A 16,325-nucleotide genomic window follows, 5' to 3' on the forward strand; every position below is an offset into this window, starting at 1 on the left:
CAAGAGGATTAAAAATCCGCAACTATCATGAAAACCCCTTCACATTGAAGGGGAATAAGTAAATTTACAAAATGAGTATTTTAGCTATTATCGAGCATTGATAAGTTTCGTTCCCTTGTTCATCATAGAGTTGCATATTGGACATTTTTTTAACAGTTCCTGGGGTCTGTCGTAAGGATCAATCCGCATCCACCCGTTACAACTTGAGCTTGTGCACAGCCAAGCAGATACTTCTTCATTTTTGTTCGGTAAACCTGAATTAAATACATCCATGATAAATCTAGATACATCTGCTCTTACACCACGATAAAATTGAGGAGAGCTGATAATTAACTGTTCTTTTGCTCTCGTTACAGCTACGTAGGCTAATCTGCGCTCTTCCTCTAGTGCTTCCTCCCTCTGTTCTCCTTTATGACCAGTATACAGTCGATCTGACAATTCAGGTTCTAGAGATGAACTATGCGGTAAAATCCCTTCTGAAAATCCAATAATATATACCACTTGATATTCTAATCCTTTCGCTGCATGAATCGTCATTAAACTAATTGCATTGGAATCATGTTCTTTTTTCAATTTTAAATCATGATGCTTTTGAACCATATTATCAATAAAATATATAAATTCTTTAATATTCATAAATCTTTTTGCAGAGGATTCAATTTCATCAAGCATCTCTATATTCATTTCCTTGTGGGAGGTTAATTCTTGCCTTTCATCCGTTTCCATGTATTTATTATAAAATTCGTTTCTTAATTTCTTAATCGCTTCATCGGGTTTCATTTCCGTTAATTTTTTGATTAATTTAATTCGTTCGACCGCTTGTTTCTTTTGAAAATCCTGTAAGTGAGAGTATGTTTTCAAATGGATTAATGGGTACTTCTTTTTTTGTTTCTGCTCCATTTCTCTAATGTGCTGCATTCCCATGTCCTTGTTTATATATAAAGAGCCTAAAATCCCTTCTATAGCCTCCATATTTCTGTGGTTCAAACATAATCTGAGGTGATCGACTAATGGTTTAATTATTTTCTGTTCATAAAACACTTCATTTTGACGACTCACCTTAAAAGGGATCTCACTCAGTGTTAACAATTCGTAAATAGCACGTCCACTGCTGGCAGTACGATATAACACACCGATATCTTTATAACTAACCCCAGCACTTATCTGGGTTTGCATTTGTTTAATGATTAGTTCTGCTTCATTATCCGTATTACTTGGACGTAAAAATAAAGGAACTTCCATCCCATCTTTGGTTGCAGTTAATGTTTTTGGTTTTCTGTTCTTGTTATGTTTAATCATTTCATTGCCAAGGCCTACAATACCTGGGTTTGATCTGTAATTCATATTTAGCGTAATCATTTTTGTATTTGGAAACGTTTTGTCAAAATTCATAATGAAATCATAACGAGCGCCATTAAAGGAATAAATCGTTTGATCAGGGTCTCCTACAACCGTTAGATTTTTGTGCTTTTCTGTCATTAATTTAATCAGTTCATATTGTAAATCATTCGTATCCTGAAACTCATCAATTAAAACAAACTGAAATCTTCTTTGCATTAATTCAAGCAACTCAGGAGACTTTTTTAATAGATCATAAGCTAACTGCAGCATATCATCAAAGTCAATACGTTCATGTTTCTGTTTCCATTCTTCATAACGTTTATACATCTCTTGTATCTCTTTCTCTGAAGTTGATTTGGCCACTACCTGATTTGGTTTCATTCCTTGTATTTTATAACTAGTGATCATAGAAAGTATATTTTCAGCTTGGTATTCATCTCTAAGTCCCTTTTCTTTTAAAAACTGTTTGATTAAGATTCGTTTGTATTCTTCTTTAAGTACCTCTTGACGATAACCTTGTTTCCTTAATAATTTAAAAAAGAAAGCATGAAATGTGCTTGCTTCAATTTTCCCTGTACTGGTTTTAGCAGAAGTATGTAAAGAGAGGATTCGTTCTTTCATTTCATCCGCTGCTTTTTTAGTAAAGGTCAAAAGTAGAATATTTTCTGGGGGAACTTGATAGAAGGAAATTAAGTAACTTGTTCTACAAGTAAGTAGCGTTGTTTTACCAACTCCTGCGCCACTTAAGGTTAATAATGGTCCTTTATAATGTCTCACTGCATCTATTTGTGATTGATTAAGTTCAATCCCTCTATTTTCTAATGAACGAAAAAAGAAAGCATCCTTATCTAAATCTGATACTATTTCTTTACTCGTTCTGCCACTTGCTTTTTGTGCAAAAGGAATTTTAGAGGTTGTTGCCCCAATTGGAAGGTTCGTTAAGTTCATGTGCTTCAAATTCCTTTCCGTTTACAATAAATATAACGTTCTTTCTGAACAGCTCTGAATTTAAATTACTTTATTTCATATAGAACACTTTTTAAATTATAACGGAAAAAATAAAGCTCCTCCAGTGTTGGAGAAGCTTTTAACGTTTAGTTTTTCAATACAATGAATACAACAACTGATTACGCACTATGAAATTGCGCTTCTTCAGTTGAACCTTTTAAAGCTGTAGTAGATGATGTACCACCAGAAATCACTTGTGAAACTTCATCAAAATAACCTGTGCCTACTTCTCTCTGATGTTTAGTTGCTGTATAACCATGCTGTTCGTTCGCAAATTCTGCTTGCTGTAGTTTGGAATAAGCAGCCATACCGTTTTCTTTGTATCCTTTTGCAAGTTCAAACATACTGTGATTTAATGCATGGAAACCTGCTAGAGTTACAAATTGGAACTTATATCCCATCTTCCCTAATTCCTGTTGAAACTTTGCAATGGTTGCGTCATCAAGCTTTGCTTTCCAATTAAATGATGGGGAACAGTTATATGCAAGTAATTTATTTGGATACTTTTCATGTATAGCATCAGCAAAACGTTTCGCCTGTTCTAGGTCTGGAGTGGAAGTTTCACACCAAATTAGATCTGCATATGGTGCATAAGATAGACCTCTTGCAATTGCCTGATCCAAGCCTGGTTTTGTTTTAAAGAACCCTTCTGAAGTTCGCTCACCTGTAATAAATGGTTTATCAGCATCATCAATATCACTTGTAATCATATCTGCCGCATCTGCATCTGTTCTAGCAATTAATATTGTTGGAACACCCATTACATCTGCTGCTAATCTAGCTGAGATTAAATTACGTACAGCCGTTTGTGTCGGTAATAACACTTTACCGCCTAAATGACCACATTTTTTTTCTGATGAAAGCTGATCCTCAAAATGCACACCAGAAGCACCTGCTTCGATCATTCCTTTCATTAATTCAAATACATTTAATTGACCGCCAAAACCTGCTTCTGCATCTGCAACAATAGGTGCGAACCAATCTATACTATCATCCTCTTCTAAATGACTTATTTGATCTGCACGCTGTAAAGCTTGATTAATTCTTTTTACAACATGAGGTACACTATTTGCTGGATATAAACTTTGATCAGGATACATTTGTCCAGATAAATTAGCATCTGCTGCTACTTGCCATCCACTTAAATATATCGCTTTTAATCCTGCTTTCACTTGTTGAACGGCTTGATTTCCTGTTAATGCTCCTAATGCATTAACATAACTTTCGGATTGCATTAATTTCCAAAGTTTTTTTGCCCCTTCTTTTGCTAAAGTATATTCAACATCCATAGAACCACGTAATTTGATTACCTCTTGTGCTGTATATGGTCTTGTTATTTCATTCCAGCGCTCATCAATTTGCCAACTTAATTCTAAATTTTGAACTCTTTTCATCATTTCTAATTCCTCCAATTTGTTTTTTATTGTATTTTATAAATTTTCGTAACCAGGTAAAGTCAAAAAGTCAGTATATTCATTATTTTCAATTAATTTATTAAATAGTTGTACAGCTTCCTTAATAAAACTACTTTCAAATCTTTCAACACCTCGCTCAGCTTTAATTTTTTCTAATTCTTCCTCTTGTAATTGCTGAACAAGCTCCAAAGTCAATTTCCTTCCATCATTGAGAATCCCTTTCGGATGTCTTATCCACTGCCATAACTGTGCTCGTGAGATTTCAGCTGTTGCCGCATCTTCCATTAAATTGTGGATAGGAGCAGCACCATTACCAGACAGCCAAGATTCAATATATTGAATACCAACATTAATATTGGTACGTACGCCAGCCTCTGTGATCTTTCCTTCTGGAACAGCAAGTAAATCCTTTGCTGTTACTTTAATATCTTCTCGTTTTCTATTGATTTGGTTTGCATTAGGCATAATTTTATTAAACACTTCTAATGCAACAGGAACCAGACCAGGATGTGCGACCCATGTTCCATCGTGACCATCTAAAGCTTCTCTTTCTTTATCTGCTCTTACCTTTTGAAACGCATCTTCATTTGCCTTCGGATTATTTTTTATCGGAATTTGAGCAGCCATGCCTCCGATTGCCGGTGCATTTCTACGGTGACACGTCTGTATTACTAATTGTGAATAAGATCTCATAAAAGGTACAGTCATCGTTACTTCAGAACGATCTGGTAAAATCATTTCATCATGATTTCTGAATTTTTTTATATAGCTAAAAATATAATCCCATCTTCCACAATTTAATCCTGCTGAATGCTCTCTTAATTCATGTAAAATTTCATCCATCTCAAAGGAAGCTAATATCGTTTCGATAAGTACTGTTGCTTTGATCGTTCCTTGCGGAATCTGCAACTCATTTTGAGCATATACAAATATCTCATTCCAAAGTCTTGCCTCTAAATGACTTTCTAACTTTGGTAAATAATAATACGGGCCACTTCCGTTTTCAATACACTTTTTAACATTGTGGTAGAAATACAATCCGAAATCTACTAAACTTGCAGATGCTCTTTCTCCATCCACTATGATATGTTTTTCCTCTAAATGCCAACCTCTAGGACGAACGATTAATACAGCTATTTCCTCATTCAAACTATATTTTTTTCCATTCGCATTTTCAAATGTAATCGTTCTATTTACTGCATCACGAAGATTGATTTGCCCCTCCATGCAATTTTCCCATTTGGGCGAGTTGGCATCTTCAAAATCTGCCATAAATACCTTTGCTCCTGAATTCAACGCATTAATAATCATTTTTCGATCAACTGGACCTGTAATCTCTACTCTTCTATCTTGAAGATCCTCAGGTAAAGGAGCAATCGTCCAATCACCATCACGAATATGTTCTGTCTCCTTAATAAATCCAGGCATTTCTCCTTGATCTATTTTTTGTTGACGTAAAATCCTGTTGTGTAACAGTTCTTTTCTTTTTCCCCTGAATTGTCGTTCTAAATTTGAAATAAATTGTAATGCTCCGTCTGTTAATACTTCTTCAAACTTTTCATTTACTTCACCATGAACCTGAACCCCTGATACAACGGTATTCATAAGTAAGACTCACCCTCTCAACCATTTGTTATAGTACAGTTTATTAAATTTAGTTGTATTATATAACAGATTAATCAAAAAGAGAACCCCTTTTCAATAAATTTCTAAATTTTTTTATTTTAGTGGATATTTTATCAACAAAAAGAATTATATGAAAAAACTCAAATATACAACAATCATTCACATCAGATATCGGAAGATGATATAGAAAAATCAAAAAAAACCTTGAAGTTCTAGGGGTAAATTACGAAGATTATATATTCATATAAACAAATAATGCCATTATTATTAAAATACTTGCCCATATCTTTTAATGAACACATTGTTAAAGGATTTTTCATTACAGGAAGAAGAGGAATAAGAAATCGCTGAATTTGTTATAGTTTCACATCTTTATTAACATAAGCTTCAGGGTATTTTCCTTCTAAGACATTTACAATGTTTTGAACCGTTAACTGCATCATTTTAGTTCTAGTTTCGATGGTAGCACTTCCTATATGAGGGACAAGCACAACCTGATCTAATTTTAGTAAAGGATGTTGATTGGATATTGGTTCATGTCTATACACATCTAATCCAGCACTTGCTATTTCCCCATTCTGTAATGCATAAATCAGATCTTCTTCCACAACAGACATTCCACGCCCCACATTAATAAAAATAGCTGTGTTTTTCATTTTTGAAAAAGCAGATTCATCGAATTTATTTCTTGTTTCATCTGTTAAAGGAAGTAAGTTGATAATAAAATCAGCCTTTTCTAACAATTCATCAAAAGAACAATACGTTGCATTTAAAGCTTCCCCTACACTATCCCTTTTCGTACGATTATGATATAACACTTCCATATCAAACCCAGTTGCTCTTTTCGCTACTTTTTCACCGATCCGCCCCATGCCCACTATTCCTAGGGTTTTATGATGAATGTCTCTACCTACCATTAATAAGGGACCCCAGTCTTTCCAATAACCATCCTTAATAAACTGTTGACCTTCCACAATTCTTCTAGCAGAGGACATTAATAGGGCAAAAGCTAAATCCGCAGTCGTATCATTTAAAATATCCGGTGTATTACATACAAAGATACTGTGTTTTGTAGCTGTTGAGATATCAATATTGTCATACCCTACAGCCATGTTAGAAATAACTTTTAATTGTGGAGAATTCTCAATGATAGAGTGATCAATGGTGTCATCTAGTGTTGTGAATAGTGCTGTTGCGTTAGCTACCTCTCTTTTTAAAAACTCTACTGGTACCTTTTCACTTTCTCCATTCCACATTTTCACCGTGGCAATTTTCTCTAGTGGTCCTATAACTTCTTTTGGTATTTTTTTAGTGATATATACGTAAGGTTGTTTCATATATTCATCTCCCAGCTTTAAGAAATATTAAGACATATTAAAAGAAGAATCCCTACTAGTTTTTACAACTATAGGGATCTAAAATTAAGATATGTTTTAATTCATTATTTTATCCGAGTATTACTCGATCGTCATTTAATTGCTCACCTTTAATTGCAGCAAACTCATGCAGTAAATCTTCTACTGTGAGGCCTTGTTTTTTACTAGGTGGGATATCCATAATAATCTGCCCCTTATCCATCATAATCAATCGATTCCCCAATTGAATTGCTTGAGACATATTATGTGTGACCATTAAAGTTGTAAGATTAAACTCTTTGACCACTTTTTCAGTTAAATTTGAAATTAATTCCGCACGAGAAGGGTCTAATGCGGCTGTATGCTCATCCAATAGTAATATTTTAGGTTTAGTAAAAGTTGCCATGAGCAAACTTAAAGCTTGTCTTTCCCCACCAGATAACAAACCAACATTTGCATTTAAACGATTCTCCAATCCTATGCCTAACCTTTCAAGCTGGTCTTTAAAAAAGTTCTTTTTCTTTTTATTCAATCCCCAATTCAAAGTTCGATTATGCCCTCTCAGGTAAGCTATAGATAAATTTTCAGCAATGGTCATATTAGGTGCGGTTCCCGCCATTGGATCTTGGAATACCCTGGCTATCCATTGACTTCTTTGATGTTCATGAAGTTTATTTACCACAACACCATCAATTGTTACATTTCCATCATCAGGCATTAATACACCTGAAATAACATTCATTAAGGTTGACTTTCCGGCACCATTACTTCCGATGACTGTTACAAAATCAGAAGGAGCGAGAATCAAATTCACATTAGATAAAGCTAGCTTTTCATCAACCGTATTTGCATTAAATAACTTCGTAACCTGATTGATCTTAAGCATTGATATCCCTCCCCTTATTTTCTATTTCTTTGTTCATGTCTTTAATTCTTTCTATTATTTTCCGTTTTTGACCAAAACTCTTTTGTATTTTCGGTAGAATAAGCGCGGCAACTACGATAAATGCTGTAATTAATTTTAAGTCGTTTGCATCCATATTGACTTGAAGTGCCATTGCAATAACTATCCGATAAACAATTGCACCTAATAGTACAGCTAAAGTAGCTCGAAATACTGTTTTATGTCCAAAAATGGCTTCTCCAATAATAACAGAAGCAAGTCCGATGACGATCATACCAACACCCATGGAAATATCCGCAAATCCCTGATATTGAGCCACTAAAGCACCAGACATCGCTACAAGTCCATTGGATAATGCGATTCCCAAAATTATGGTTGAATCTGTATTCACACCAAAGCTCCGTATCATTCGTTGATTATCTCCTGTTGCTCTTAGGGCAAACCCTATATCCGTATGAAGAAATGCATCTAATAAGAACTTAAAGATCACAATAACAATTGGAACAATCAATAAGAAATATTTGTCGTTTATAGCAGTAAAAAGCGTTTCTTCTCCATATAAGGTTGTATTTGGTTTATCCATAATCCTTAAGTTAATGGAATAAAGGGCAATCATCATCACAATACCAGATAGTAAGTTATTAATCTTCCCTTTTGTATGAAGTAACCCTGTAATTGTCCCTGCCGCAGCTCCTGCAAAAAAACCTGCACAAGTTGCTAACAATGGGTTGTAACCGTGTGTTATCATGACAGCAGATACCGCAGCTCCTGTTGTAAAACTCCCGTCTACTGTTAAATCAGGGAAATCTAAAATTCGAAAAGAAATATAAACACCAAGTGCCATAAGCACATACAATAAACCTAGTTCAAGAGAACCTTCTAATGCTTTCATCAAAAACATAATGTGCCTCCTAGCAAATAGTTTAAAGAATGACAAATGTCAATCTATTAAATTAAAATATATTATTTTAACGTACTTCATCCCGTACTAACAGTCCGTAATATGTTTATTACACGGGCTGTTAATACCCGATAAGTTTTAAAAGATAGTGGAGGTAAGTACCTCCACTATCAACAAATACTATTATTTGATTATGTTTTCTTCCTTAACTTGATTTAATAGTTCTTCACTCACAGTAATTCCTTGCTCTTCTGCTGCTATAAGGTTGATTACCAGATCAAGTTTATCAGGGTATTGTATTTCAAGCTCTTCAGGAGTCTTTCCTCCATCAATAATTTCTAATGCCATTTGACCTGTTTCATAACCTATTGTGAAATAATCAACACTAAAAGAAACGAACGCTCCACTTGCTACTGTATCCTTCTCACTAGCAAACACCGGAAGATCATTCTCATTGGCAACTTGTAAAAGTGCTGGTAGTCCTGATACAACCATATTGTCCTTCGGAATGAACAAAGCATCTATCTTGCCTAATAAAGATTCTGTTGCTTGTTTCAATTCACTAGTATTTGTTATATTTGCTTCCACTAGGCTGATTCCTAATTCATCTGCTTTAGTTTTTGCTCTTTCCACTGAAACGAAAGAGTTTTGTTCTCCTGCATTGTACACAACGCCTAAATTTTTAACATCTGGGAATTCCTTTGCAATGAAATTCATCAATTCTTCTAGTCCTGATGGATGTGTATCAGACATTCCAGTCACATTCCCAACAGGTGCATTAGAAGCATCAACTAAACCTGCTCCAAGTGGATCAGTTACAGCAGTAAATACAACAGGGATGTCTTTAACTTTTTGCTGCATTGCTTGTGCTGTTGGTGTTGTAATAGCTAGAATCAGGTCATTATCTGAAGCTTCAAATTTTTGTGCAATGGTTGTATTATTTGGCATCTCACCTTGTGCATTTTGGTAATCGATCTCTAATTTTTCTCCATCTACATATCCAGCATCTTCCAATGCTTGGATAAATCCTTCTCTTGTTAAGTCTAAGGAAGGATGTTCTACCAATTGTGCGATTCCAACCTTCACTTCTGCGTCCCCACAAGCCGTTAATGCAAATATCATAAACACAGTGATCAACACTAAACCTATTTTTTTCATTACTTTCCCCCCATATTGTATTCTATTGAAAAGTTTTAAAGCGATAAAGACAACTTATAAAAACTATCATATAATGGGATTATTTTTTAGTCAATGCTAATACCAAAACAAAGAGAAATGACTCCATTCATCAGTTTCCTAAGCTAGTATGAACAAAACAACAAAAAAACTTCTCCATTACTGGAGAAGTTTTTTTTGATGGATTCCTTGACTTATTCATTTGTGACTGCTCACTTTTAGTATACTCACCTATAACACATTTTGACACTCATCCTTGAGGAATTTTTGTTATTTTTATTTATTAGAATTATTAAAATGTGAAAATACATAAAAGAACAATTTTTTTATCCTGAACACACGTCCATTCCAAACGTTGTTTTAACTCATAAAATAGGAAACACCTACAAATCCATCAAAGAAAACGCGTAAAGGATCGGGTTTTATGATGAATCTCTTAGCCATTCTCAACAACCTCAAATAACCTTCATAAGTGATATGGATATAAAACCTAAAATCAACCGATATTACAATCTCATTTTTCATTTTATATTCCCTCCTTTGTTTAAAGCTTATGTGGTACTGTTTGTCCACTAGTACGGTTTTATTCATAGGAAACGTATAAATTTTTTGATAATTGCCCAACATTACTACTAAAGGGGATGGTAGTCATGTTTGGATTAGGAAAACCAAGAACTAAATTAGGAAAATACATCGATAACAAAAAGATTTCTCAAAAATGGATGAGTGAAAATTCTGGATTAAATAAAGAGACAGTTTCAAAAATGTGTTCTGACGAGTACCACAGACCAAACAGAAGTACAAAACATAGGATAGTATCAGGATTGAGAAAAAAAGGTGAGGAAGTTGATGAATCTGATTTTTGGTAGGCTTCATTGTGAAATATTTCTTGTTTGATATAATAGAGTTATACGTAGTGATTCATTTAGATCATGGTTCTAGCTGTGAATATTGTTCAGAAGCTATTCATGCAGGGTTTACTCCTGTTTACTTACATTTACTTTACTTAGGAGGAATGAATATGAAATTTTTTATTGATACTGCAAACATTGAAGAAATTCGGGAAGCTCATTCAGTTGGAATTTTATCTGGAGTTACGACAAATCCAAGTTTAGTTGCAAAGGAAAACGTTTCTTTTCATGATCGCTTAAGAGAAATAACCTCGATAGTACCTGGTTCAGTTAGTGCTGAGGTTATTGCAACAACAGCACCAGAAATGATTGAAGAAGGAAAAGAACTTGCAAAAATCGCACCGAATATTACTATTAAAGTTCCTATGACTATAGAAGGTCTAAAAGCTGTTAAAGCTTTTTCAGATGAAGGAATCAAAACGAATGTAACACTCATTTTTAATGCAAACCAAGCATTACTCGCTGCAAGAGCTGGAGCTACATATGTATCACCTTTCTTAGGGCGTTTAGATGATATCGGACATAATGGATTAGAATTAATTTCAATAATTTCTGAAATATTTAATATACACAATCTTGATACAGAAATTATTGCCGCTTCGATTCGTCATCCACTTCATATTACAGATGCAGCGTTAAATGGTGCTCATATTGCAACTGTTCCGTACAAAGTCATCATGCAGCTTTGTAATCATCCGTTGACAGACCAAGGGATCGAAAAATTTTTAGCGGATTGGAATAATCGAAACGACTAAATTATTTTAAAAGGGGTCATTTTCGGATTATAAAAAATCCAATTAAAAGTCAGAGAGGTCACAACCATCAAATAAAGTGAAGGTTGTGACCTCTCTGTAGTTACATTAAAATATCTTTGGAATAACCTATTTAAAAATAATTAGAAGAGCCGTTAAAATCAATACATCAACTGCAATAAAATGTAACTTTCTTGATTTATAATTTTTATCAAATAATATACTCCTATCTGACTTATAAACTGTTACACCTGAGGGATGAAACCATCATCCTTTTTCATTTTGTTATAAAACCTCACTACATAAATGAATAGTGAGGTTATATGAGAGAAGATATATGAGCACATATGGGTTGGTAAGTACCTCCTATTGCTAAGAGGTGATATATACTATGTTCAAAAACTTCATTTGGTATAGACAAGTGACCTTGCTTGTTTAAAAATGTGCTATTTTACCAAACCTGTTAGCAATCAAAACTTTCTGTACATGAAGATGATCGATTGTAGAATGTAAGTTTAAGTGCAATGACTTCAGATCATCAAGGTCAGGCATCAAGTCGGAATCATATAAAGATAATGGGGTTCGTATTCTAAACCCGTGACACTCAAACTAATGGTTTCACTACCATAGGGTGTGCTTCTTAAAGCTAGATCGTTTCCTAGTTTTTGATTTTAGAATTTCCGAAGTGTGTTCGTAGACTTCCTCCTGTTTTTCATCGAATATCTTTCGGCCACATTTATATTTTACTAGGCGTTCGATCGCGTCGGGTGGTGGATAATGGCCGCCTGCTTCAAAAAGTTTTGTCATTCGTTTCCTCCTTTCGTAAGTGATTTCGGCAAAAGAAAAAAGCACTAATAATAGTGCCCACTACTCGTTTAATGTGTTCAGGCTATCATTTGTTTCATAATTTTAGAGGCTCAATTTCATCCGATTTACCGTGGACAGACCATCATACGGTTTTTTCACTCCTCTTCTTAAAGTCATTTGACGTTATCTCTAATCCTTCACTAATTTTCCCTTCTGCAATTAAATCAATGAAACAACTAGAGAGAACCACTAACATCATATCTACCATCTCTTGTACAACCAAAATTCCTTCTCCTACCTCACAGATGATAACTTCTTCTCCAAAAACACAGCAATCGGTAATATTGTTACCTCCCGCCCTCTTAATGAGTTAGCTAAATCCGTAATGGGATCCTCACAGATGATAACTTCTTCTCCAAAAACACAGCAATCGGTAATATTGTTACCTCCCGCCCTCTTAATGAGTTAGCTAAATCCGTAATGGGATCCTCACAGCAGACGCATTCTCCTTTTGTACTTTTTTGAATCGGTTTTAAATTTAAGGGAAATGCTCCCGATGGCGGTATAACAGCTATTATTTTACAAATAGGAAAATTGATTCTAACACCACTAGGATCTGTTCCAGAAACAATAAAGTTTTTGACTTCCTTTATTTGAATTTCTAATGAGAAAATGAATCCAGAAGATGCATTAACTATTTGAACTTTTTCTCCAATTAACTGCTTTAATACACACTGCATCGGACAGACGCAACAATCACATATTGATTCATCGAAATGTCCCATGATTTCACCTCCTATTCATAATTTTTGTTAGTGTATTTTATGAGTTTTATTGTCATTATGAATGGACGTTTGTGCCCTATTACAAAATTTCCGCTTATATACTTTACCTCTTTACAACCAACTAGGCTTATCTCTAACAATCTTTTTCGCTCGTTATACTATGGGGAGGAAAAACGAAATGAAATGAACTTATACTATATAATAGAAGTCATAATATTTTTTTCATTAGAAACAGTCGCTATTATAAAGCCTACAATATTTATTAGGTGGTTTTTAAAATCAAAAGTTATAGTTAGGATACTGGGTTTTATTTGTATACTATATGGATTTATGAATTTACTAGAATTAATTAAGCAGAGATATATCTAAGTATCTGAAAGGTGATTTTAATAATGAGAATTTTATATATTTCATTACTTATATTTCTTGTAGGGTGTTCTAATACATATACATTAGAAAATCAACAGAATGAAAACATAAATAATATCGAATTTCAGCAGCAGTTAATTAATGGAACAATAACTGACATTGTTGACGGTGATACCATAAAAGTACAGTTTGAAGGAAAAGAAGAAACAATCCGATTGCTATTAGTAGACACCCCAGAAACTGTTCATCCAAACAAACCTATTCAACCGTTTGGACCCGAAGCATCAAAATTTGCAAAAGATACACTTACATTAGGTAAAAAGGTTCAAATTGAAATTGATGTTTCTGAACGTGATAAATACGGTAGATTACTAGCATATCTGTGGGTAGAAGGGAAATTGTTTAATGAAATGCTCCTAGAAAAAGGACTCGCTAGAGTGGCTTATATCTATCCACCAAACGTAAAATACGTGGATCAGTTTCAGGAGACACAAGAGAAAGCAAGGCAAGAAGGCATAGGGATATGGTCTTTAGAGGATTATGTAAAGGTAGATTGGCTAGATGGTGATGTAACTTTTAACGAAGTTACAGAAAACGAAAGCATAGATCCAGTAACAACAGAAAACAATTCATACATTCAAATTACAGAACTGAATTTAGAGGAAGAATATATAACTATAAAGAATAGTGATAATACAGACATGGATATGACTGGATGGAGTGTGTTAAGTGTGCAAGGAGATCAACGTTTTGATTTCCCTGACTCGTATACGATTAAAGCTGGAGAAACAATCACAATTTGGTCAGGTGATTTTTCCAGAGGTGTATGGTCGTCTGATCTATATTGGACAGAGAAAAACATTTGGAATAACAACGGTGATCCAGCTCAATTAATTGATGCAAATAATGGCATAGTTGATATAGAAGGATAATTAAAAGAATAAATCAAGTAAATAAATAGTAGTAGAAACTTGTGATTTTATAGTCTATATAATCCCCCAGTTCACCACCCTAAAAAGCCAAGCGACTCCTTCAGGATTCCATTGGCTTTTTTAATGGTTTTCGCATGGAAGTAACGTGAATTTTAAAAAAATACCCTCGATTTGAGGAAATTCTTTTGGTTAAAAAAAGCTAGACAGGAGTCCATACAAAAAGTTGGGGTTTTCATAATATATAGAAGGAAAGCAAAATGGTTCAAACTAATTAAAACAAAAAGAGGTGAAAGCCATGTTTGAAAAATCAATTTGCGATTGTTGCGTCTGCCCGATGCAGTTTGTTTTAGAGCAGTTTAGAGGAGAAGAAGTTTTGGTAGATTCAGAATTTGGAGTAGAATTTACAATTCAAATTACGGAAGTCAAAAACTTTATTGTGTCTGGGATAGACAAATCTCCTGGTAGTTCAGGTAATCCAATTCATATTGCGATTTGCAATATAGTTTTTATTTCGCCACTTTCAACAACAAGGATTCCAGATGTCAAACCGATTCAAAAAAATACGAAAGGGGAATGTGTATGTTGCGAGGATCCTATGACCAATGTCGCTAATGCATTAAAAGGAAAAGAAGTAATTTCTGGTGCTTCCGGTAATTCACTTATTATTGAGAAGGTAGGAGAAGGAATAGTGGTTGGAACATTTGTATCCCCACCACCAGTATTAGGATCAACAATCATTTTTTCCAGTTGTAAAATAGTTCGAATAGCAGAAATTACAAATCCTCTTCTGGAAAAGTTAAATCACTGGGAAAATCTAAAGCAGATGTCTGTCAACTTTGCAAAATCAATTTGCGATTGTTGCGTCTCCCAGATGCAGTTTGTTTTAGAACAGTTTAGAGGAGAAGAAGTTTTGATAGTTCCAGAATTCTTTGGGTCTTTTACCATTCAAATTACGGAAGTCAAAAACTTTATTGTATCTGGTTTGAGTTCGGGTAATCCAATTCATATTGCGATTTGCAATATAGTTTCTGTTTCACCACTTTCAACAACAAGGATTCCAGATGTCAAACCGATTCAAAAAAATACGAAAGGGGAATGTGTATGTTGTGAGGATCCCATGACCAATGTCGCTAATACATTAAAAGGAAAAGAAGTATGTATTTCCAGTCCTTTTCCAGTTATTATTGAGAAGGTAGGAGAAGGAATAGTAGTTGGAACATTTGTATCCTCAGGCTCAACAATCATTTTTTCCAGTTGTAAAATAGGTGGAATAGAAGTAGTTGCAAATCCTCTTCTGGAAAAGTTAAATCACTGGGAAAATCTAAAGCAGATGTCTGTCAACTTTAAAAAATCAATTTGCGATTGTTGTGTCTGTCCGATGCAGTTTGCTTTAGAGCAGTTTAAAGGAGAAGAAGTTTTGATAGTTTCAGAATTTGGAACTTTTACCATTCAAATTACGGAAATCAAAAACTTTATAGTATCTGGGATTAATAGGTTTCCTGGGGATGATCCTAATCTAATTCATAGTGCGATTTGCAATATAGTTTCTGTTTCGCCACTTTCAACAACAAGGATTCCAGATGTCAAACCGATTCAAAAAAATACGAAAGGGGAATGTGTATGTTGCGAGGATCCTATGACCAATGTCGCTAATGTATTAAAAGGCAAAAATGTATCAATTTCCCGTCTTTCTCCAGTTATTATTGAGAAGGTAGGAGAAGGAATAGTGATTGGAACATTTGTATCCTCAGTACCACCATTTGGCTCAACAATCATTTTTTCCAGTTGTAAAATAAGAGGAATAGAAGAAATAACAGATGGTACTTTGTCTTTGAAGGAAACAGCACAAAAATGTAAGCATTAGTTCACCTTCTTTTCGCCATTTTGAAACTTAAAGTCTTCTTTTTTGCTATCTAGTTTTCTTAATCTATTATAATTTAAACCTCAATTTGTTTAAACCTACAAAATTTTTAAATTTAGATAAAACTCCTATATGATTGGCCCAAGCATCTTTACTTGTTTGTTCATATAAATAAGTAACAA

At 34.2% G+C, this 16,325-nt stretch carries 14 protein-coding genes; 4 read left to right on the forward strand and 10 right to left on the reverse strand.

What is annotated here, in order from left to right; genetic code table 11:
• Positions 1-87: 87 nt before the first annotated feature.
• From EPK97_RS02190 to EPK97_RS02225, 8 genes are all read right to left on the reverse strand, one after another.
• The gene (locus EPK97_RS02190) at positions 88-2,289 is read right to left on the reverse strand and encodes a UvrD-helicase domain-containing protein (protein WP_162034960.1); all 2,202 of its coding nucleotides are present in this window, start codon (positions 2,287-2,289) and stop codon (positions 88-90) included.
• Between the two features lie 179 nt (positions 2,290-2,468).
• On the reverse strand, positions 2,469-3,746 hold the full coding sequence (gene aceA, locus EPK97_RS02195; protein ID WP_162034961.1) for an isocitrate lyase: 1,278 nt from the start codon (positions 3,744-3,746) through the stop codon (positions 2,469-2,471).
• 33 nt (positions 3,747-3,779) lie between these two features.
• A complete protein-coding gene (gene aceB / locus EPK97_RS02200) occupies positions 3,780-5,369 on the reverse strand; it encodes a malate synthase A (RefSeq protein ID WP_162034962.1) in 1,590 nt (529 codons plus the stop codon).
• Between the two features lie 377 nt (positions 5,370-5,746).
• Complete coding sequence (locus EPK97_RS02205; RefSeq protein ID WP_162034963.1) at positions 5,747-6,727, reverse strand: 2-hydroxyacid dehydrogenase; 981 nt, start codon at positions 6,725-6,727, stop codon at positions 5,747-5,749.
• Positions 6,728-6,836: 109 nt separating this feature from the next.
• Positions 6,837-7,631 carry an ABC transporter ATP-binding protein gene (locus EPK97_RS02210; RefSeq protein WP_162034964.1) on the reverse strand — a complete coding sequence of 265 codons (795 nt, stop codon included), beginning with the start codon at positions 7,629-7,631 and terminating at the stop codon, positions 6,837-6,839.
• On the reverse strand, positions 7,624-8,544 hold the full coding sequence (locus tag EPK97_RS02215) for an ABC transporter permease (RefSeq protein WP_205690224.1): 921 nt from the start codon (positions 8,542-8,544) through the stop codon (positions 7,624-7,626). Before EPK97_RS02215 ends, EPK97_RS02210 begins: the two co-directional genes overlap by 8 nt.
• Positions 8,545-8,733: 189 nt before the next feature.
• The gene (locus EPK97_RS02220; protein ID WP_162034966.1) at positions 8,734-9,708 is read right to left on the reverse strand and encodes an ABC transporter substrate-binding protein; all 975 of its coding nucleotides are present in this window, start codon (positions 9,706-9,708) and stop codon (positions 8,734-8,736) included.
• Positions 9,709-10,086: 378 nt separating this feature from the next.
• The gene (locus EPK97_RS02225; protein WP_162034967.1) at positions 10,087-10,251 is read right to left on the reverse strand and encodes a hypothetical protein; all 165 of its coding nucleotides are present in this window, start codon (positions 10,249-10,251) and stop codon (positions 10,087-10,089) included.
• A 125-nt stretch (positions 10,252-10,376) separates the two neighbouring features.
• Here EPK97_RS02225 and EPK97_RS02230 point away from each other — a divergent pair, with 125 nt between their 5' ends.
• Together EPK97_RS02230 and fsa are read left to right on the forward strand one after the other, a co-directional pair.
• Complete coding sequence (locus EPK97_RS02230) at positions 10,377-10,595, forward strand: helix-turn-helix domain-containing protein (protein ID WP_162034968.1); 219 nt, start codon at positions 10,377-10,379, stop codon at positions 10,593-10,595.
• A 152-nt stretch (positions 10,596-10,747) separates the two neighbouring features.
• The gene (gene fsa / locus EPK97_RS02235; RefSeq protein ID WP_162035431.1) at positions 10,748-11,392 is read left to right on the forward strand and encodes a fructose-6-phosphate aldolase; all 645 of its coding nucleotides are present in this window, start codon (positions 10,748-10,750) and stop codon (positions 11,390-11,392) included.
• Between the two features lie 946 nt (positions 11,393-12,338).
• On the opposite strand, the gene EPK97_RS02240 is transcribed toward fsa, so the two are convergent.
• On the reverse strand, positions 12,339-12,479 hold the full coding sequence (locus tag EPK97_RS02240; protein ID WP_162034969.1) for a hypothetical protein: 141 nt from the start codon (positions 12,477-12,479) through the stop codon (positions 12,339-12,341).
• A gap of 91 nt (positions 12,480-12,570) precedes the next feature.
• Positions 12,571-12,981: a hypothetical protein gene (locus EPK97_RS02245; RefSeq protein ID WP_162034970.1), complete on the reverse strand. Its 411-nt coding sequence runs from the start codon at positions 12,979-12,981 to the stop codon at positions 12,571-12,573.
• A 392-nt stretch (positions 12,982-13,373) separates the two neighbouring features.
• Between EPK97_RS02245 and EPK97_RS02250 the strand changes: the two genes are divergently transcribed.
• Both EPK97_RS02250 and EPK97_RS02255 read left to right on the forward strand, forming a co-directional pair.
• The gene (locus tag EPK97_RS02250) at positions 13,374-14,282 is read left to right on the forward strand and encodes a thermonuclease family protein (protein WP_162034971.1); all 909 of its coding nucleotides are present in this window, start codon (positions 13,374-13,376) and stop codon (positions 14,280-14,282) included.
• 295 nt (positions 14,283-14,577) lie between these two features.
• Entirely contained in the window at positions 14,578-16,146 is a 1,569-nt protein-coding gene (locus tag EPK97_RS02255; protein ID WP_162034972.1) for a hypothetical protein, read from the forward strand.
• The last annotated feature ends 179 nt before the right edge of the window (positions 16,147-16,325 follow it).

Source organism: Chengkuizengella sediminis (assembly GCF_010078385.1).
Taxonomy (GTDB): domain Bacteria; phylum Bacillota; class Bacilli; order Paenibacillales; family KCTC-33759; genus Chengkuizengella; species Chengkuizengella sediminis.

Bases quoted from the DNA above. Each gene is read 5' to 3' on its own strand.
- EPK97_RS02190 (WP_162034960.1), bottom strand. From the start codon at position 2,289: ATGAACTTAACGAACCTTCCAATTGGGGCAACAACCTCTAAAATTCCT.
- fsa (WP_162035431.1), top strand. From the start codon at position 10,748: ATGAAATTTTTTATTGATACTGCAAACATTGAAGAAATTCGGGAAGCT.
- EPK97_RS02255 (WP_162034972.1), top strand. From the start codon at position 14,578: ATGTTTGAAAAATCAATTTGCGATTGTTGCGTCTGCCCGATGCAGTTT.
- EPK97_RS02225 (WP_162034967.1), bottom strand. From the start codon at position 10,251: ATGAAAAATGAGATTGTAATATCGGTTGATTTTAGGTTTTATATCCAT.
- EPK97_RS02210 (WP_162034964.1), bottom strand. From the start codon at position 7,631: ATGCTTAAGATCAATCAGGTTACGAAGTTATTTAATGCAAATACGGTT.
- EPK97_RS02250 (WP_162034971.1), top strand. From the start codon at position 13,374: ATGAGAATTTTATATATTTCATTACTTATATTTCTTGTAGGGTGTTCT.
- EPK97_RS02220 (WP_162034966.1), bottom strand. From the start codon at position 9,708: ATGAAAAAAATAGGTTTAGTGTTGATCACTGTGTTTATGATATTTGCA.
- EPK97_RS02245 (WP_162034970.1), bottom strand. From the start codon at position 12,981: ATGGGACATTTCGATGAATCAATATGTGATTGTTGCGTCTGTCCGATG.
- EPK97_RS02205 (WP_162034963.1), bottom strand. From the start codon at position 6,727: ATGAAACAACCTTACGTATATATCACTAAAAAAATACCAAAAGAAGTT.
- EPK97_RS02230 (WP_162034968.1), top strand. From the start codon at position 10,377: ATGTTTGGATTAGGAAAACCAAGAACTAAATTAGGAAAATACATCGAT.
- aceB (WP_162034962.1), bottom strand. From the start codon at position 5,369: ATGAATACCGTTGTATCAGGGGTTCAGGTTCATGGTGAAGTAAATGAA.
- aceA (WP_162034961.1), bottom strand. From the start codon at position 3,746: ATGATGAAAAGAGTTCAAAATTTAGAATTAAGTTGGCAAATTGATGAG.